Annotated in this window: 18 protein-coding genes and 1 pseudogene; 11 read left to right on the top strand and 8 right to left on the bottom strand. The window is 64.9% G+C overall.

Going from position 1 to position 17,276, the window contains the following annotated elements:
* Positions 1 to 3 precede the first annotated feature (3 nt).
* Positions 4 to 621, bottom strand: coding sequence for an FKBP-type peptidyl-prolyl cis-trans isomerase (locus J3476_RS15640; protein ID WP_207067339.1), 618 nt, complete (start codon positions 619 to 621; stop codon positions 4 to 6).
* A gap of 305 nt (positions 622 to 926) precedes the next feature.
* Between J3476_RS15640 and arr the strand changes: the two genes are divergently transcribed.
* A complete protein-coding gene (gene arr, locus J3476_RS15635; RefSeq protein WP_207067338.1) occupies positions 927 to 1,352 on the top strand; it encodes an NAD(+)--rifampin ADP-ribosyltransferase in 426 nt (141 codons plus the stop codon).
* 9 nt (positions 1,353 to 1,361) lie between these two features.
* Here the strand turns inward: arr and J3476_RS15630 are convergent, their stop codons facing one another.
* The gene (locus J3476_RS15630; RefSeq protein WP_207067337.1) at positions 1,362 to 3,353 is read right to left on the bottom strand and encodes an aconitate hydratase; all 1,992 of its coding nucleotides are present in this window, start codon (positions 3,351 to 3,353) and stop codon (positions 1,362 to 1,364) included.
* Positions 3,354 to 3,574: 221 nt separating this feature from the next.
* Between J3476_RS15630 and J3476_RS15625 the strand changes: the two genes are divergently transcribed.
* A complete protein-coding gene (locus tag J3476_RS15625) occupies positions 3,575 to 4,039 on the top strand; it encodes an SRPBCC family protein (RefSeq protein ID WP_207067336.1) in 465 nt (154 codons plus the stop codon).
* A 19-nt stretch (positions 4,040 to 4,058) separates the two neighbouring features.
* On the opposite strand, the gene J3476_RS15620 is transcribed toward J3476_RS15625, so the two are convergent.
* Positions 4,059 to 4,208, bottom strand: a complete 150-nt coding sequence (locus tag J3476_RS15620; protein ID WP_207067335.1) for a hypothetical protein — start codon at positions 4,206 to 4,208, stop codon at positions 4,059 to 4,061.
* 115 nt (positions 4,209 to 4,323) lie between these two features.
* Positions 4,324 to 5,271 carry a YafY family protein gene (locus J3476_RS15615; RefSeq protein WP_207067334.1) on the bottom strand — a complete coding sequence of 316 codons (948 nt, stop codon included), beginning with the start codon at positions 5,269 to 5,271 and terminating at the stop codon, positions 4,324 to 4,326.
* A 62-nt stretch (positions 5,272 to 5,333) separates the two neighbouring features.
* On the opposite strand from J3476_RS15615, the gene J3476_RS15610 reads away from it, so the two are divergent.
* Positions 5,334 to 6,002 (top strand): TIGR03086 family metal-binding protein, encoded by a 669-nt coding sequence (locus J3476_RS15610; RefSeq protein ID WP_207067333.1) that lies wholly within the window; start codon positions 5,334 to 5,336, stop codon positions 6,000 to 6,002.
* Between the two features lie 248 nt (positions 6,003 to 6,250).
* A complete protein-coding gene (locus J3476_RS15605; protein ID WP_286183200.1) occupies positions 6,251 to 6,754 on the top strand; it encodes an LGFP repeat-containing protein in 504 nt (167 codons plus the stop codon).
* Positions 6,755 to 6,881: 127 nt separating this feature from the next.
* Here J3476_RS15605 and J3476_RS15600 read toward each other — a convergent pair whose 3' ends face one another.
* Positions 6,882 to 7,877 (bottom strand): alpha/beta fold hydrolase, encoded by a 996-nt coding sequence (locus J3476_RS15600; RefSeq protein WP_207067331.1) that lies wholly within the window; start codon positions 7,875 to 7,877, stop codon positions 6,882 to 6,884.
* 1 nt (position 7,878) lies between these two features.
* The gene (gene glnT, locus J3476_RS15595; RefSeq protein WP_207067330.1) at positions 7,879 to 9,240 is read right to left on the bottom strand and encodes a type III glutamate--ammonia ligase; all 1,362 of its coding nucleotides are present in this window, start codon (positions 9,238 to 9,240) and stop codon (positions 7,879 to 7,881) included.
* Positions 9,241 to 9,355: 115 nt separating this feature from the next.
* On the opposite strand from glnT, the gene J3476_RS15590 reads away from it, so the two are divergent.
* Both J3476_RS15590 and J3476_RS15585 read left to right on the top strand, forming a co-directional pair.
* Positions 9,356 to 10,054, top strand: a complete 699-nt coding sequence (locus J3476_RS15590; protein ID WP_286183178.1) for a TetR/AcrR family transcriptional regulator — start codon at positions 9,356 to 9,358, stop codon at positions 10,052 to 10,054.
* A 328-nt stretch (positions 10,055 to 10,382) separates the two neighbouring features.
* Entirely contained in the window at positions 10,383 to 10,826 is a 444-nt protein-coding gene (locus J3476_RS15585) for a hypothetical protein (RefSeq protein ID WP_207067329.1), read from the top strand.
* Between the two features lie 89 nt (positions 10,827 to 10,915).
* Here J3476_RS15585 and J3476_RS15580 read toward each other — a convergent pair whose 3' ends face one another.
* Positions 10,916 to 12,610, bottom strand: a complete 1,695-nt coding sequence (locus J3476_RS15580; protein WP_286183177.1) for a GMC family oxidoreductase — start codon at positions 12,608 to 12,610, stop codon at positions 10,916 to 10,918.
* 206 nt (positions 12,611 to 12,816) lie between these two features.
* A complete protein-coding gene (locus tag J3476_RS15575) occupies positions 12,817 to 13,581 on the bottom strand; it encodes an NAD(P)H-dependent oxidoreductase (RefSeq protein WP_207067327.1) in 765 nt (254 codons plus the stop codon).
* A gap of 161 nt (positions 13,582 to 13,742) precedes the next feature.
* Here J3476_RS15575 and J3476_RS15570 point away from each other — a divergent pair, with 161 nt between their 5' ends.
* From J3476_RS15570 to J3476_RS15550, 5 genes and pseudogenes are all read left to right on the top strand, one after another.
* A complete protein-coding gene (locus J3476_RS15570) occupies positions 13,743 to 14,705 on the top strand; it encodes an AraC family transcriptional regulator (protein WP_207067326.1) in 963 nt (320 codons plus the stop codon).
* 263 nt (positions 14,706 to 14,968) lie between these two features.
* Complete coding sequence (locus J3476_RS15565; protein ID WP_207067325.1) at positions 14,969 to 15,205, top strand: type II toxin-antitoxin system Phd/YefM family antitoxin; 237 nt, start codon at positions 14,969 to 14,971, stop codon at positions 15,203 to 15,205.
* The gene (locus J3476_RS15560) at positions 15,202 to 15,624 is read left to right on the top strand and encodes a type II toxin-antitoxin system VapC family toxin (protein ID WP_307726973.1); all 423 of its coding nucleotides are present in this window, start codon (positions 15,202 to 15,204) and stop codon (positions 15,622 to 15,624) included. Before J3476_RS15565 ends, J3476_RS15560 begins: the two co-directional genes overlap by 4 nt.
* An 838-nt stretch (positions 15,625 to 16,462) precedes the next feature.
* Positions 16,463 to 17,098, top strand: a complete 636-nt coding sequence (locus J3476_RS15555) for a TetR/AcrR family transcriptional regulator (protein ID WP_207067324.1) — start codon at positions 16,463 to 16,465, stop codon at positions 17,096 to 17,098.
* Positions 17,095 to 17,276: pseudogene (locus J3476_RS15550) on the top strand (hypothetical protein); the annotation flags it as partial. The gene J3476_RS15555 and the pseudogene J3476_RS15550, both read left to right, overlap by 4 nt.

The following is a 17,276-nucleotide window of genomic DNA, read 5'->3' as shown; positions in this document are numbered from 1 at the left end:
CGGCTAAGCCGTGGCGTCGAGGATCTTGATCGCGAAGACGAGCGAGTCACCCGGGGCGATACCCGCCGCGGGCTGGCCCTGCGGATAGCCGTCGGCGGAGGTCATGGCGACCGCGACGGTGGAGCCGACGGTCTGCCCGGCGATCGCCTTCTGGAATCCGGGCACGACACCGTCGAGCGGGAAGTCGACGGGGGCACCACGCTGATAGCTGCTGTCGAACACAGAACCGTCGCGGCCGTTGACCCCCATGTAGCAGACCAGCACCGTCGCGGTGTCGGAGACGACGGGCCCGTCGCCGGCCTGCAGCGTGTGCACCTGGGTTTCGGACACGCTGAACGGAGGTTCGACAGTGACCTGCGGCGCGGCCTCATCGGTGGATCCGGTGACCGACACGCTGCCGGTCGCACCGGGCAGAGTCCATTCCGGGGCGACGTCCGTCGCCGGCGCGGCGACCGGGCAGCCGGCCGCAGGAGCTGTCACCGACGAGGTCGCCACGTCGGTCACCGACGGCGCACCGGCCGACGTGGTCTCAGCGTCGGAGCCACAGGCCGCCAGGAGAGTCACCAGCGAGGTGGCACAGGCGGCGAAGGCAACAGATGACAGCACACGAGAGAGTTTCACGCCGGCCACGTTACCTGCGGGACCGTTCCAGACCGGCTCGGCGGTTCGGGTTGCCGAGGCACGCTGCCGAGGGGCTGCCGAGGCGCGAGCGGCGGTTCGGGTTGCCGGAAAACCGCGAGATTGTGCTGAGGGTGGTGATCGCTCACATCCAGCAGCCCTGACATCAATTTCGGCGCACAGTCCTGGACGACTTCCCACTCTCACTGTAAGCGATACCCCGGGTCTTGCGGCAAGGCCCCGGCCAGGGCGCACAATCATCCGGCTTCTCGGTGCGACAACCGAATTCGCAGAACAGGGGGAGACACGTGAACGCAGCGAAACCGTTCGAGACGCACCCGAGCGGTGCACTTCTACACGGGACGAAAGCCGATCTCACCGTGGGCGACCTGCTGGTGCCGGGGCGGCCGATGAACCACGACAACAGCCGCATCGCCAACCACGTGTACGTCACCTACACCGTCGACGCCGCGGTATGGGGGGCCGAGTTGGCGCTCGGAGAGGGGCCTGGCCGCATCTACCTCGTCAAGGCGCGGGGTGACCTCGAGGACGACCCGAACGTCACCGACAAGCGATTCCCCGGAAACCCGACCCGCTCGTACCGCACCCGCGAACCGGTGGAGGTCATCGGTGAACTGACCGACTGGGTCGGCCATACCCCCGAGCAACTGCGGGCCATGCGCAAGTCGTTGGCCGAGCTGACGCGTCAGGGCCTCGACGTCGTCTACGACTGAGCGGGGCGCTCACTGCCGTGGTTCGGTCGCCGCCTGCGCGGCGCCCTCGGTGTTCTCCTGCGCGACTTGGGGAATGAGCCCGCCGGCAAGGACGTACTCGGCCTGCCGGGGGGAGAGCCTATGCCGCACTTCGAAGGTGGTCTTCTGGCTGACGTTCTCGACGGTGAGCGGGTCCGAGCCGTCCAACGCCTGGTGCAGATCGACCAGTTTGAGGGTGTCGCCCTGCTCCACACGGTCATAGTCGCCGGCGTCGACGAACTCCAGCGCCAGCACCCCGAAGTTGGCCAGATTCTGCCAGTGGATGCGGGCGAAGGACTTGGCGATCACGACGCGTAGTCCCAGGTAGCGCAGCGCGATCGCGGCGTGTTCACGGGAGGAGCCCTGCCCGTAGTTCCGTCCGCCGATGATGATGTGGCCGGTCGACCGCGCCTCGTCGGCCCGGCGCGGATAGGACTCGTCGACCTGGGTGAAGCTGAACTCGGCGAGTTTCGGGATGTTCGAGCGGTACGGCAGGGCCCGCGCGCCCGCGGGGGAGATCTCGTCGGTGGAGATGTTGTCCTCGACCTTGAGCAGCACCGGCGCCTCCAGTTGGTCGAGCAGCGGCTCGGAATCAGGCAGACGGGAGATGTTGGGACCCTTGACCGGTTGTATCTGCTGAGCCTGTTCCGCCGGTAGCGGCGGTACCAGCATCGCGGTGTTGACGCTGCTGCGCTCGGGCAGTTGCAGGCTCGGATAACTCATGCCGGCGTCCTCTGCCCATTCACGGGGGTCGGTGATCGAGCCGGTCAGCGCCGATGCGGCCGCCGTCTCGGGGGAGCACAACCAGACGCGGTCCTCCTTGGTCCCGGAGCGGCCGGGAAAGTTGCGCGGCATGGTCCGCAGCGAATTGTGTCCAGTGGCCGGCGCCTGCCCCATCCCGATGCATCCCATGCAGCCGGCTTGGTGCAGCCGCGCACCGCTGCTGATCAACGACGTGGTGGCGCCCATCCGGGTCAGGTCCTCGAGGATTTCCCGCGAGGTGGGATTCACGTCGAAGCTGACCTCGGGGGAGGTTTGTCGTCCGTCGACCATCGCTGCGGCGATGGCGAAGTCGCGCAGCCCGGGGTTGGCGCTCGATCCGATGACCACTTGGGCGATCGGCTCACCGGCGACCTCCCGCACCGGTACGACGTTGCCGGGCGATGACGGTCGAGCGATCAGCGGCTCGATCTCGGCCAGGTCGATCGTCTCGTCGATGTCGTAGTCGGCGCCGTCGTCGGCCAGCAGTTCCACCCAGTCGTCTTCGCGGCCTTCGGCGCGCAGGAAGGTCCGTACCGCATCGTCAGCGGGAAACACGGTGGTGGTCGCACCGAGCTCGGCACCCATGTTGGCGATGACGTGCCGGTCCATGGCGGTGAGGCTCGACAGTCCGGGACCGTGGTATTCGATGATGCGGTTCACGCCGCCGTCGACGTCATGGCGGCGCAGCATCTCCAAGATGATGTCTTTGGCCGAACACCATTCCGGCAGTTCGCCTTCCAGCCGAACGCCCCACACTTCGGGCATCCGCAGGTGTAAGGGACGGCCTGCCATCGCCATGGCGACCTCGAGCCCTCCGACGCCGATCGCCAGCATGCCCAACGACCCGGCGGCGGGGGTGTGCGAGTCGGATCCGACCATGGTCTTGCCCGGAACACCGAAGCGCTGCATGTGAGTCGGGTGCGACACCCCGTTGCCCGGCTTGGAGAACCACACCCCGAATCGCTGCGCGGCGGTTCGCAGGAACTCGTGGTCTTCGGCGTTCTTCTCATCGGTCTGCAACAGGTTGTGGTCGACGTACTGAACGCTGACTTCGGTCTGCACCTGATCGAGTTCCAGCGCCTCCAGCTCCTGCATCACCAACGTTCCGGTGGCGTCCTGAGTCAGGGTCTGGTCGATGCGCAGGGCAATCTCCTCACCGGGCGTCGGCTCACCCGATTCGAGATGGGACTCGATGAGCTTTCTCGTGACGCTGGCCGCCATACGTGCTGGCTTCCCTGATCGGCAGTCTTCAAACGGCCTGCGCGGAATGCACGACCGCGATTGCCGGGGAACCGACGAGGCCTTCTTGCTCCAGCGGACTCGTAGCCGACGTTCACACGAGCCAACAGGTGCCATGCTTTGCGGTTGCGGACTCGGGGACTCGGCCGCGGTTCTGTTGGAGCGCACGTTTCCGCGGCGACGAGTTCGGGCACGGTGATGACATGAGCGACAACACGAAGGTCACCGTGGAACGAACCATCTCCGCACCCGTCGACGCGATCTTTGAGATCCTGTCCAACCCCGAGCACCACCACAAACTCGATGGATCGGGTTTCGTCCGCTCCGTTGACCACGCTGATCGGATTCAGCATGTCGGCGAGGTGTTCACGATGAACATGCAGGGCGACCACATGGGCGGGGAGTACAAAACCGACAACCACGTCACGGGGTGCGTCAAGGACAAGTTGCTGGCGTGGAAGACCGCACCCGCGGGGACCGAACCGCCCGGGTGGGAGTGGCTGTGGGAGCTGGAATCCCAGGGCCCCGGCGAGACGCTGGTCCGCCACACCTACGACTGGTCGCAGGTCACTGACAAGAAGCTGCTGGAAAAGGTGCGATTTCCGCTGGTGACCGAGGAGCAACTCAACGACACGCTTTCACGCTTGGCCGCCGAGGCGTCGTCCTGATCGGAAATCTCCATGCTCGTCAATCAGCCTGCTTGGCGTCGCCGGGGTGGGGAACATTGTTCTCGTCGACGTAGGCAGCATGATCGGTGTCGACGCCGTCGTGATCGCGAGGACCTTCGTTGGAGCCCTGGGTTTCGATCGACTCCGCAGCGTCACTCGGCATCGTCATGTGGCGGTCCTTTCGTTCGCGAGCCAAACCATGCAACGAGGTGTGGTGTGCCCCGTCTCAACGATGATCAACCGTCAGGTGCTGCGTGCGCGGGGCGCCGAGCAGAAAGTCCCGCTCAGCTGTACCGCGCGACCAGCGCGACCCCGATGGCGGCGAGATGGTCGCGGACGCCCTGCGGGCCGGTGACTTCGAGCCAGTCGGTGAGCCAGGCGAGCTCCCCAGCGAGGGTGTGCTCGTCGCGGCCGCGGATCACGATCTCGATCCGGCCGTCCGGTGTTGAACCGCCCACGTCGAGTCGTCGTCCGAACACCCTCCGGAGCAGGACGAGTCCACCGGCGGCACTCAGGGCCTGAACCTCGAGGGGAGTGCGCCGGCGATCGACTTCATCGGCGATCTCGCGCCAGCTTTCGGCGAGGTCGAATCCCTCCGGTCGGTGAACGGCAGCGTCGGTCAACTCGACCGAGGAGACACGGTCGATGCGGAAAGTTCGTCGACCGGCCTCGGTATTGGCGATGAGGTACCACGCCGGCCTCTTGGCGACGATGCCCAGCGGGTGCACGGTCCGCTCCGTTTCCGAACCCTTGAGGTCGACGTAAGCTAGCCGCACTTGGACTCCGCGAATCACCGCCTCTTGAAGTTCATCGAGAAACCGGGGTGGCGGAGGCTCGGGCTGGCCGGATCCCCACTGTCGTGGGTCCACCACGAGCGCTGTCGCAGCCGCCTCCGCCTGTTCCCGGAACGGCTCGGGCAGCGCGCGTAGAAGCTTGCGCAGAGCGGCCTTCACGGTCGGGGTGGCCGTCGAGGCGGGCCCGGCCACCAGAAACAGCGCGCGGGCCTCGCCGGCCGTCAGTCCGGACAGGTCGGTGCGAGCGCCGCCCAGCAGACGCCATCCGCCACCGCGGCCCGGCATGGCGTACACCGGCACTCCGGCGCTGCTCAGCGCCTCGAGATCACGACGGGCGGTGCGCTCGGACACTTCCAACTCCCGGGCGACCTCTGACGCTGTGATCCGCTCGCGTTGCTGCAGAAGAAGGAGGATGGCGATCAGCCGGTCGGCCCGCATGATTCACACTTTCACATCAAACCGGACATGAGGTGACCACTTTTGGTCGGCACCATACCGACATGAGCACAGCCACTGATTCCGCCACGCATGACGTCGATGACCCCCGGCCCCTCCTCGACCGCGTCCTGGCCGTCGGCGGGGTCGTCGTTGCCGGCGTACGGCCGGAGCAACTCACCGATCCCACGCCGTGCACGGGCATGGACGTGCGAGCTCTGCTGGCTCACCTCATCGGCGCGCTCGACCGCATTGCCGCGCTCGGCAGCGGCAGAGATCCCTTTTCGGTCACCGAAGCGCCGGTCGAGGATGATCGCTGGTCGCATGCCTGGCGTCAGTCTGCGAGACGAGCCGCCGCGGTGTGGAGCCACGACGCAGTCCTCGAACAACCCATGGCGCTGCCGTGGATCGAAGGCAGCGGCGCCGAGGTGCTCGCGTCCTACTTCTCGGAGGTGACCGTCCACACCTGGGACCTTGCGACCGCGACCGGTCAGCAGCCCGAGTGGGATGACACGGTCGTCGCGGCGGCGCTGCAAGGGGCACGCCGAATCCTTCCGGCAGAGAATCGCCGAGCTCTCTACGAGCAGATCTCGGCGGCACGGGGATTCGACGAGGTCGCTGTCCCGTTCGCCGAAGCTGTCCCGATCGACGGCGACGCTCGTGCGATCGAGCGCCTCGTCGCCTGGTGTGGCAGGGATCCCGGTCGACGATCTGGCGCCGTCATCGATCACTGAGGGCCGTACCCACACTCGATGAAGCAAGCTTCAGCAGCCGCTCGGCGTCGCCGACGTGCCGTATAGGTTGGTCGTTGAGTTGAGTTGAGTTGAGTTGAGTCCGGGCCGTAGCCGGATTTGCCGCAACGACAGGCGTGAGAGGAATCCCATTGCGTACCAGGAAATGCTTTTCACCGGCGATCGCCGGCCTAGCCACGATCACACTGATAACCGCGGGGTGCGGCAACGACCGGAGCATCGATGCGTCGATGCCGCCGCAGGTCGGTTTGATTGCCACCTCCGAGATGCCGGCGCCACCCGCCGAGGTGAAGCTGATCGGGGAGCGGGACGTCGAGGTGACGCTCACCGGCCCGATCGCTGCGAAGTACTCGACAGCAACCGAAGCTCAGAAGCAGGCGCTCGGCAAGCCGTTGACCGGTAGCCACAACGCAGGAACCCGTGAGAGCGGCGTGGTGTTCCAGCAGTTCCAGGGCGGCGTGATCGTTGCCAAGAATGACCAGCCGGGAACGCCCGCCTACATCACCTGGGGCAAGATCCGGGAGGCCTGGAATGTCGAACGCGATCCAGATGGCGTTCCGGAAGTGATGGGCATGAACGGCTCGCCAGGTCCGCTGGGCGTTCCGACCAGCGACGAGAACCTCGTCGGCGATCTGCTGGTGACGACGTTCGAACACGGCAAGATCACGTTCGATCCGAAGACTGGCGTGGTCGAGGTCACGGTCAACGGCACCGTCGTGCCATCAGGCCTCTGAGCGGCGGAGTCCCCGAGTCGCCATTGCCGTGACAGTGCGGAGCAAGTCGTCGGTGCGGCGCAGGTACTGCTGGTCCCTCGGTGTTCCCGTCGATCGGCCAGAGCAACCCGGTCAGGCAAACCTCTGCCTACACCCGCACCCGATCGAGAAGCTCACGTGCCGCCCCGGTGACCTGCGCCGTCTCCCGCGCCCGGATGCCCGGCCGTCCGGCGATGTGACCGAGGTCTGAATCGATGGGCCGCATTTCGCCGCCGGCAATGAGTGCGCACTCGGTGACGTTGTCGGCGAGGGTGAAGTAGGCGTCGGTGGTTCCCGGCATCACGATCGTCTCGGCGCGGATCGTGGCCAACGCAGAATTCCACCCACCGGGCACCGAGCGCCCCACGTCGGCCGCACGCCAGGTGGCCAGCATGGCCATGAGGTTCCCGGGGTGCATCGCGGCGTGGTCATCAGCCCAACTGTCCAGGACTGCGTCCACCGATTCATAACCGAGTTCGCGATAGGTGCCGTGGGCGAAGAAATCTCGAGAATACGCCCAACCCGCGTAAACAATCCCGAACGCGCGCAGCCCCGCCGTCGGCGCACAGTCGGACGTCAGGTACCCGGGATCGGCGCGCAGCGTCGCAGAGATTCCGTCGAGAAACACCCGGTTGAACTCCGAACACCGGGCGCTACCGCAGATCGGTAACAGGGACCGGACCATATCGGGGAAGCGGACCGCCCACTCGTAGCACTGCATCGCTCCCATCGACCATCCCGCGGCGATCGCAATGCTGCGCACCCCGAGCGAGTCGAGCAGCAGACGTTGAGCCCGCACGTTGTCGGCCACCGTGACGAGCGGAAAGCATGCGCTGTCAGTGGTGTTCGACGGTGAGCTCGACAGACCGTTGCCGAACATGTCGACGGCGACGACGAACCAATCGGCGGGGTCGAAGGCGACGCCGGAGCCAATCCACGGCTCGTAGCTGCGGTGCGTTCCGGTGTAATAGCTCGGCAGCAGCACACAGTTGGTGCCCGTCGAATTGAGCGCCCCGTAGGTTCGATACGACAACTCCGCGTCGGGGAGCTCCGCGCCGCACTCGGTGACGAAGGCGCCCAGCTCAAAACGAGATGCCGCAGACACCTCAGAAGAATTTCAGGTAGCGGTCGGTTTCCCACGACGACACATGCGCCTGGTAGGACTCCCATTCTTCGGTTTTGTAGTCGATGAAGGCCTGATACAACTCGTCGCCGAAGACCTCGCGCGACAGGCTGTCGGCCCGGAATTCGTCGATGGCCTCGCCGAGGCTGCGGGGCAACTGCGCGATGCCGAGTTCGGCGATCTGGGCGTCGGTGTAGCGGTACATGTTCTCGGTGCGCGGGTCACCGGGGTCGAGCCGCTCACGGATCCCCTCCAGGCCTGCGGCAAGCACGATTGCGGCCCCGAGGTAGGGATTGCAGCTGATGTCGGCCGCACGGCACTCGACCCGGCCGCCGGCCAGCGGGATTCGCAGCGAGTTCGTCCGGTTGTTGTTGCCGTAGCTGACGAAGACCGGAGCCCAGGTCGATCCGGACATGCTGCCCTGACGCACCAGGCGCTTGTAGCTGTTGACTGTGGGCGCGATGACCGCGGTGATGGCGGGCAGGTGCCGAAGCACGCCGGCGATGAAGTGGTATCCGAGCGCTGAGACACCGAGTCCGCGCGGGTCGTCGCCGGTGGCGAAGAGGTTCGCACCGGTGTCGAGGTCGGCCAGTGACATGTTGAAGTGCGCTCCCGAACCAGTTCGATCGGCGAAGGGCTTGGGCATGAACGAGGCGAAATGGCCGTGCTTGCGGGCAATTTCGTTGGCCATCATGCGGAAGAAGACGAAGCGGTCAGCCATCAGGAGCGCATCGGTGTAGGTGAAGTCGATCTCGAACTGGCCGCACGCGTCTTCGTGGTCGAACGAGTAGACATCCCAACCCAATTCATTCATCGCCGAGACGAGCTCGCCGAGCCAGCTCGCGTTGTCAAGAGTGGTCGACACGTTATAGGCCGCCTTGGCGAGGGTATCCCGGTCGCTGACCTCAGTGGGTCCGGCTGCGGAGTCCTGCAGGACGAAGAACTCGGTTTCGACACCCAGATTGAAGCTGTAACCGAGATCCGCGGCGAGCCCAAGCTGTCGCTTCAGGATGTCGCGGGAGGATGCCGTGAACGGCTGCCCGGCCGTGTACAGGCTGCTGGGAAAGTACGCGAACTCCTTGTTCCACGGTAGTTGGAACCACCGGGACAGGTCTGGGCGCGCGGAGAGCTCCTCGTCGCTGACGTCCTGGGGCAGGCCGTCGAGTGCGGCGCCGGTGAACAGCTCGGAGCCGTCCAGCATGTTGTCCAGATGGTCGATCGGGACGAACTTGCCCTTCGAGACCCCGTGAATGTCGACGAAGCTCGCGATGGCGTACTTGACACCGGACTGACGCAGTTGCTCCTTGACGACGTCGATGTCGGCGGTCGGGTCGGTGGTCGTCATGAGGACTCCTTCGCACGTCGCACTTCGACTCAGTTTCGATGACCTATCGAAACCCTCGTGGCGGGCGATTTCCTGGCCGTGTCCTGACTGTTTCGGAGTGGTAAAGGGTGCTCCGATGATCCACTATCTCGGTATGGGCAAGGGTGACGCGCCGAGGGTGGGCCGACCGCGCAACAGCAACACGCACGCAGAGTCACCGCGTGAGGACATCGTCGCCGCAGCGGCGAACTTGTTCGCCGCTGACGGTTATGCACAGACCAGCGTGAGTGCCATTGCTCGCGCAGCTGGACTGGGCCAGTCCTCGTTGTACTACTGGTTTCCCAACAAGGAGGCCATCGTGCAGGAGCTCATCGACAAGAATCGGGAGTCGCTCGAGATCGCACGTGAGATGGTCAACCGTCCGGAGCCGGCATCAGCGCGGCTCTATCGGATCATCTACGTCGATGTCGTGCAGATGTGCTCGGCGCCGCTGGATTTCTATGATCTCGAGAGCGTCGCACTCGCCCAGCCCGATGAGTTCGGCAAGTACTTCTTCGCCGATTACCGCGAGTTGGGCGAGCTCATGAGCACGGTGATCCGGCAGGGCCAGAAGACTGGTGAATTCCTCGGCGTCGGACCGGATTCGGCCACCTCAGCGGCTCTGGCCATGAATGAGGGACTTCAGTACCGCTACCGTCGCGACGGATCGGCTCCGGACCGGGTGAGCGAGTTGGCGCACCTGTCCGCGGAAACATCACTGGGCGCCCTGCTGCGTGACCGCCGCCGCCTCACCGTGGCGCGCTCCACTGCCGAGACGCTCATTTCGACCGCATAGCTGGGCAGCTGGGGGAGAGCGCCGGCCGGAGCGTCCGTGATCCGGCCGATGAATACGGCGCACTTTGCTGTGACCCGTTAACACCCGGGTACTTGCCGCGCAGGCCACAGCGGTCGATCCACGTTGCTTGGAAAGAGCGTCGGGTTCCTGAGCTTGGACGAGATGCGCCGTGTGGCCGCGGCCCTCCGGGTGGTGCTCGAGCTATGGGCGATGCGCAGTCGCCACCATTGCTGTGCGGTCCAGCCACGGATGAAACAACTAGTGCGCAGTGCACTAGCGTTCTGCAGCAAGTGCTCGCAGATGAGATGCTCCGGTCCGTGGTGCAGACATGACCGCCGCTGACATTGTTCGCGCGGCCATCCGGACCAGCGGCGGTCTGGGTGAGCCGTGGTGCTCCGGACCCGATGTCCGGCAGCCGGACGCGGTTCGTGTTGGTAACCGGATCGTGGTCGTCGAAACTGACGGGGACAATCTCGGCTGGCTGATGACGACCTACGCGGTGCCTGACGACGGCGACGAGGCCACGGCGGTCGCAGCCATCGCCGGGGATAGCGGCGCAGTCCGCACGCTCACGTCGTGGCTGCGCACGACAGCGAGGCCGATGGCGTGGAAGCGTGTACGGCCCGGCCTTTACGCGTCCGGTGCGTACGTCGTGGGACACCTCGACACCGGGGAATGGTTCGCAGAGGGGCCGGGCGTTGACCAAGTCTTCGACGACAGAGCACAGGCCCAGCGCGCATGCAATGCCGCTAGGTCCGGAACTCACACTTGAGGCTCGGCACACCCGCCCGAAAGCAAGCCTCACAGGGTCGATGGCACCCGTGAACCGTCGACGCCCTACTGATTTGGACAGGTGTCGGACTAGTGCAGGATCGCGCGCGCCGCACGCTCGGCGATCAGCATCACTGGGGCGTTGGTGTTTCCGGACGTGATCGTGGGCATCGCCGAAGCGTCGATGACCCGAAGGCCGGCAACGCGGTAGACGCGACAGTCGGTGTCCAGGATCGTGGCGGCCGACCGCGGCACACCGCGCGCATCGAACGCGCCCATCGCGCAGGTGCCGACCGGGTGAAAGATGGTGGTTCCCAATTCGCGGGCCGCGTCCTGTAGGTCGTCATCGCTGACCAATCGCGGACCGGGAAGTACCTCTTGCGGGCGATAGCGGGCGAGGACGGGCGACGCCATGATCCGCCGTGTCATCCGCAGTCCGCGCACGGCGACGTCACGATCGGCGTCGGTGGACAGATAGTTGCAGGAGATCTTCGGGGGGATCAGCGGATCCGCATCGGCCAGCCGTACATGGCCCCGCGAGGTGGGCCGCAAGTTGCAGACCGAGGGAGTGATGGCGCCGTACGGGTGTAAGGGTTCCCCGAACTTCGGCAGCGACAGAGGCTGCACGTGCCACTCGAGATCGGGGCTGGCCAGCTCGGGCCTGCTCTTGGCAAACGCGCCCAGCGTGGACGGCGGCATCGTCAGGGGTCCTGACCGCATGAGTAGGTACTGAATTCCCATGCCCGCCCGGCTGATCCAATTTCGGTACAGCGTGTTGACGGTGCGGGCGTTCTGGACGCGGTAGACGGTGCGAAGTTGAAGATGGTCCTGCAGATTCTCGCCGACCCCCGGCAGGTCGACTACCACCGGCACGTCGTGCCGGGGGAGTAGCTCGGCGGGACCCATACCCGAGACCTGCATCAGATGAGGCGAACCGATGGCCCCGGCACTGAGGATCACCTCTCGGCGGGCATGCACGTCGACGATCTGGCCGTCTCTGAGCAGCCGCACACCGGTGGCGCGGTGCCGTGCGGTGGTCCATGCACCGTGACGCTGATCGTCACTGACCTGGTCGTTCACCAGCACCCGGAGGGCTTGGGTCTGTGTGTAGACGGTCAGATTGGGTCGGTGGGCGACGGGGTGCAGGAACGCATCCGCCATGGACCATCGGCGACCGCGCCGTTGATTGACGTGGAAATACGCGCTGCCGGAGTTGTCGCCGCGGTTGAACTCCTCGATTGGCGCGATGCCCGATTGGGCCGCGGCGGCCTGCCAGGCGTCCAAGATCTTCCAACGCACACGTGGGCGCTCAACCCGGATCTCACCGGCCACCCCATGCCACTCATCGGCTCCGCCGAAGTAGTTCTCGAGATCCTTGTAGATCTGCAGTGTCTCGCCAGGACCGTCTGGGCCGTCCCACAACCAGCGCTCGTCACCGGTAGCCTGCGCCCACAGTTCGTAATCACTGGCCTGGCCACGCATGTGGATCATCGCGTTGATCGACGAACAGCCGCCGATGACGCGGCCGCGCGCGTAAATGATGCTGCGGCCGGCCAGACCTGGATCGGGCTCAGTGGTGAAGCACCAGTCGGTGCGGGGGTTGGCGATCGTGTACAGATATCCCACTGGAACCTTGATCCAGAACCAGTCGTCCTTGCCGCCGGCCTCGATCAGGAGCACCCGGTGATCGGCATCAGCGCTCAGCCGATTGGCGAGCAGGCAACCCGCGCTGCCTGCTCCCACGATGACATAGTCGAATTCGGCCACAGGTTTGGTTTCCGGCACCGTTTCTCCATTGCGCTCCATTGCACGTCCCAGTGTGCGCGATGTTCACCCGGGGCAGGCGCTTCCCGTGCACACGCGTCATCGAGCCTCGCAGCTCCGGTACAAATGGGCTCTGGAACGGGGCCAATCTGATGCCGACGTGAGGGGGGAGCGGTGACGAAGAAGGACGTGGCGTGGCAGCGGCTCTTCAATCCGGGCAGCGAAATCTAGCCCAGATGGGCCGCCAGACCGGAGACCCCAGGAGCGACATCCGCAGCCAGGGTGTGCTTGTCGGGGTAGTCGCCACCGTTTTGGCGGCGGAAGGGGATGGGCGTGTCGGTGAACAGCCCCATGAGCCGCCGCCCGAGCGCCTCCCGGGCGCGCTGGACCCCGTCATCGTCAAGAAACATCGCGCTATGCACAGCAAAGATCGGCAACACGTCCATCCCTGGGTAGAACAGTGCCCCACGGGTGAACGGAAATAGGAGTTCTTCCAACGGGCCATTGATTCCGCGGGGTGCGTAATCGGCGGCGGGCCCGCCTGCGGTCACTGAAACCAATGCTCGCTTTCCGGCGAGGATGCCCTCGCCGAAGCGATAGGCGTTGGTTCCGTCCTTATAGCCATATGCGAAGCGGTACGCGTACACCCTGTCGACCCAGCCCTTGAGGATCGCCGGGAGGCCGTACCACCAGATGGGGAATTGGAAGATGATGGCGTCTGCCCACAGCAGCTTGTCCTGTTCGGCTGCGACGTCACGCGTGAGGGAACCGGCGAGATAGGCTTCTCCGGACGCCGAAACGATGTTCAACGGCGCTGAGCCGTCTCGCGAAGGGAAGTCGTCGGCGTCGGCGACGGCTTTCCAATTCATCGCGTAGAGGTCTGATAACTGGACGTCGTGCCCTTCGCGCTGCAGCACACTGAGAGCGTGGTCCCGCAGCGTTGCGTTGAGCGACGCCGGACTCGGGTGGGCGTAGACGATAAGAACTCGCACTGAATACTCCTTGTGAAGCGCTCGGGATTCTGCTGCCGACCTGCGGCCCTGTCGACGCTATAGCGCAGAGCAGATCTCCGCGATGACCGAAATACTCATATATTTGTCTGATCGGATCGAGATATCTGCCGTAATGAAGTTTTCGGTAATACCCTTGCGCGATGGACACGTTGACCGACGTCCTCAAGCGGGCGTCCGTTCGCGGATCGGTGGCTGCCAGCGTGGTCGCCGGGGGGCGCTGGGGGATGCTGATGGATGCAGATGCCATGCCCGGCGCAGCATTCCACGCGGTCACGGCGGGTACCGCGTGTTTGTTGATGAACGGTCATAGCCCCCTATCTCTTGTGTCCGGCGATCTCGTGCTGCTGCCGAGCGGCCCCACCCATGTGCTGGCCAGCGACCCCAGCGCTCCGGTGCGACCTTTCGACCACGACGGCGCTGCGGCAGCCGTCAGGGCCGGCGAGAACCTACCGGTGGGCACTCAGCCGGCGGCTACCCGCATCTTGTGCGCGGCTTTCCAACACGATCCTGCGACGGCGTTCAATGCATTCGGCCTGTTGCCGGATGTTGTGCACGTTCCAGCGCTGACAGCGCCGCCGCCTCTGCGAAGTGCGCTGCAGCTGCTAGGTGACGAGCTGGGTCACCCGGGGCTAGGTGCCAGCGCGGTCCTCGACCACATCGTGCACATCATGCTCATTCAGCTGTTGCGGGTTTGGCTCGAATCAAGTCGCGTGGCCGAACACGCGCCGTCTTGGCTACGTGGACTAACTGATCCTGTCACCGGCGCAGCGCTCACGGCGATCCATCGTGATCCGGCGTATCCGTGGACGCTCGAAACCCTAGCCAGAAGCGCCGGAGTTTCCCGTGCGACGCTCGCGCGCCGCTTCAGTACAGAGGTGGGGTGCCCGCCGGCCGAGTACCTGACGAAATGGCGAATGGAACTGGCCGCGAACAAACTCCGGCTCACCACACTCCCGGTCGCACATATAGCGCGTGACGTCGGATACACCTCGGAATATGCGTTCAATCGGACCTTCGCTCGGTGGCAGGGCGCTCCGCCGGGCAGATATCGAACCGCTTTTCTTGCAGCGGAATCCAAGGTGTCTGCATCGGCTGAAATCTGACACCCCATAGAGCAATCTGACACCCCATAGAGCCGCCTGCTGTCCACGTAAGTGCACGTTTCGTAAGCCCTTGGCGTAGAGGATCTTTGCACATCTTGACTCGATGCGGCAGGCGAGGGCACTTCGGGCGCCACATGATTCATCAGATGAACATGGCGTAGCTAGCTGGTAACCCTGCATATTCGATTCCTGCGTATTCTCGCGTGTGATGCGGCGCATTCAAGTACGCCGCGTCGATGTCTCACCGGTGATACACTACGGACATGGATGCAGTCACGGTGCGCGAACTGCGCAACAGTGGAGGAGACGTTCTGCGCCGTGTCGAGCGTGGCGAGCGCATCGTCATTACTCGGGACGGGGCACCTGTTGCTGAGCTACGGCCGCTGCCTCGATCGAGCGCAAGGCCTGCGGAACTGATTCGTCGCCGCAAGCACCTTCCGCCGGTGGACCCCGATGCCCTCAAGCGCGATATCGACAACGTCATCGACCCGTCGCTGTGACGCAAACCCAGACCCGGGGGATGCTGGATACCTCCACGGTGACCCTCTTGGGTCAACTGTCTGACCCGGCCGAGCTTCCCGACGAATCGGTGATCAGCGCGATCACGCTGGCTGAGTTGTCTGTAGGTCCACACGTCGCCAACGACGATGCAGAACGCAGTGCCCGGCAGCAACACCTACAGCAGGCCGAGGCGGACTTCGACGTCCTACCGTTCGACGGCGATTGCGCCCGGGCGTTTGGAACCGTAGCGGCCGCGCTGCGCGCGTCAGGCCGCAAGCCAGCTGCGCGCGCCTACGACGCACTCATCGCGGCCAGTGCAATCGCACATGGAGTACCGCTGTACACGTGCAACCCCGCCGACTTCACAGCAATCCCGCGACTGGAACTACGGTCAGTCACACACCCGCATCACCGATAGGGGAACGCTGAAAAGCATTGTCAGTCAAAGCAATATGCAGTGTCTAACTTGACATAATGTAGCTTATCGGCAGATGATCCAGTGCGGATCTCGCCGTTACACGCGGCGTGACCAGCCTTTCGTTCGATAAGCCCCCGCGCGCCGAGGAGTCGGCGATCGACTGCAATCAGATCGCGGCACTCAGAGATGCGGCCTCCGTCATGCCGGTTCGATCCCCAGCGCGCACAGCTTCCGTTGATGCCTACGGCTGCCGCGTCTCATGATGCCTCCACGCCGGTGATGCGACTGGCTTCCGTTTCGGGCGCCGGCCGTGCACCATCCCCGCCACTGCGGAACAGGCCGACTACGTTTTGTCACTGTGACGTATTCAGTTGGCCTAGGTGTGGCCTCGCCTCGCCGAATCGGACATTGACGTTTCGTCCTCATTGCTGCGCCGAATCCGATACGCGCACCGATTCGGCGCTGCTGGTCTGACCATGTCGGCTGACGAACTCCATGGCGCACAGGCCGACACTCGCCACTATCCGGGAGCGCCGACCCGGGATGCCTGACGGTTCAGAACGATCTGGCACGCCTGACGGTTCAGACCGATCTGGCACGCCTGACGGTTCAGACCGATCTGGCACCGACGGATGCCGACCACGTTCGATGCCGCCGGACCAAGTGGCCCGATTCGTCACGCGACGATATCGCAGTTGCGCCGGAGGGGTGGGCCCCACCGTTGCCCGTGACCACGGGCGCCGATTCGCGACCGCGTCACGACTGCCTCGCCCCCCAGCCAACCACCCATAATTACGGAATGCTTGATTTCCGGAACTAACTAGTTCAGTATCGGTTCATGTCGGGAAGCGTGGAGACGCCGCTGGCAGTCGAGCGGCCAACTCCTCGGCGCGGCCGGCCCCGCGACGACCGACTGGACGCGGCGATTGTGGATGCGACGGTCGCCGAGGTGGGAGCCAAAGGGTGGAGCGGCGCGACCATCGAGGGGATTGCCGCCCGCGCGGGCGTCGGTCGCGGCACGATCTACCGGCGCTGGCCGAGTAAGACTGACCTGTTTCAGTACGCCGCTGCGGCGGTCACGCGTCCGGTCCAGGCGTCAGATTCTGGCTCGTTCGTCGAGGATCTGTTCGCGGCTATCCTGCCCATCGCCGACCTGCTGACTCGACCCGAACTGGCGGCGTTGCTGCCGTCGCTTCTGGCCGAGGCCGCCAACGACCCTGCCATTCAGCAGACTTTGCGTGCCTTCGTTGCGCAATCGCGGCAGCAAGCCATCGAAGCGGTCGAGCGCGCACGCCGACGCGGCGACATCGTGCAGACGACAGACGCCGAAACGCTTGTCGACATGCTTGCCGGGGCGCTGGTCTACCGACGGTTGCTGCTCGGCGAAGCGACCGACGCGGCAGCAGTGCGTGCCTTGGTTCGCCAAGCAGTCCAGTCCTGCGCCATGCCGACAGTCACCGAGGAGAATTCATGACACAGGTTCTCGATGTCGACCTCACCGACCCGCAGCTCTACCGAAAAGGGTTCCCGCACGACGTCTTCACCGAACTGCGCGCACGGGGGCCTGTTCACCTTCATCCCCCCGTGGAGGGGCGCTTGGGTATCACCGCGATTCCGTTCTGGTCGATCGTGGTGGCGAGTCCCCGATCCTG

Origin of the sequence: Mycobacterium sp. PO1 (genome assembly GCF_017312405.1) — a bacterium.
GTDB lineage: Bacteria > Actinomycetota > Actinomycetes > Mycobacteriales > Mycobacteriaceae > Mycobacterium.
This window is presented reverse-complemented; position numbering and strand designations above follow the sequence as displayed.

What these genes read in the sequence shown, in the direction of transcription:
- J3476_RS15605 (WP_286183200.1), top strand. Translation starts at nt 6,251, where the DNA reads ATGCCGCCGCAGGTCGGTTTGATTGCCACCTCCGAGATGCCGGCGCCA.
- J3476_RS15590 (WP_286183178.1), top strand. Translation starts at nt 9,356, where the DNA reads ATGATCCACTATCTCGGTATGGGCAAGGGTGACGCGCCGAGGGTGGGC.
- J3476_RS15615 (WP_207067334.1), bottom strand. Translation starts at nt 5,271, where the DNA reads ATGCGGGCCGACCGGCTGATCGCCATCCTCCTTCTTCTGCAGCAACGC.
- glnT (WP_207067330.1), bottom strand. Translation starts at nt 9,240, where the DNA reads ATGACGACCACCGACCCGACCGCCGACATCGACGTCGTCAAGGAGCAA.
- J3476_RS15630 (WP_207067337.1), bottom strand. Translation starts at nt 3,353, where the DNA reads ATGGCGGCCAGCGTCACGAGAAAGCTCATCGAGTCCCATCTCGAATCG.
- J3476_RS15570 (WP_207067326.1), top strand. Translation starts at nt 13,743, where the DNA reads ATGGACACGTTGACCGACGTCCTCAAGCGGGCGTCCGTTCGCGGATCG.
- J3476_RS15565 (WP_207067325.1), top strand. Translation starts at nt 14,969, where the DNA reads ATGGATGCAGTCACGGTGCGCGAACTGCGCAACAGTGGAGGAGACGTT.
- J3476_RS15585 (WP_207067329.1), top strand. Translation starts at nt 10,383, where the DNA reads ATGACCGCCGCTGACATTGTTCGCGCGGCCATCCGGACCAGCGGCGGT.
- J3476_RS15610 (WP_207067333.1), top strand. Translation starts at nt 5,334, where the DNA reads ATGAGCACAGCCACTGATTCCGCCACGCATGACGTCGATGACCCCCGG.
- J3476_RS15620 (WP_207067335.1), bottom strand. Translation starts at nt 4,208, where the DNA reads ATGACGATGCCGAGTGACGCTGCGGAGTCGATCGAAACCCAGGGCTCC.
- J3476_RS15555 (WP_207067324.1), top strand. Translation starts at nt 16,463, where the DNA reads ATGTCGGGAAGCGTGGAGACGCCGCTGGCAGTCGAGCGGCCAACTCCT.
- J3476_RS15625 (WP_207067336.1), top strand. Translation starts at nt 3,575, where the DNA reads ATGAGCGACAACACGAAGGTCACCGTGGAACGAACCATCTCCGCACCC.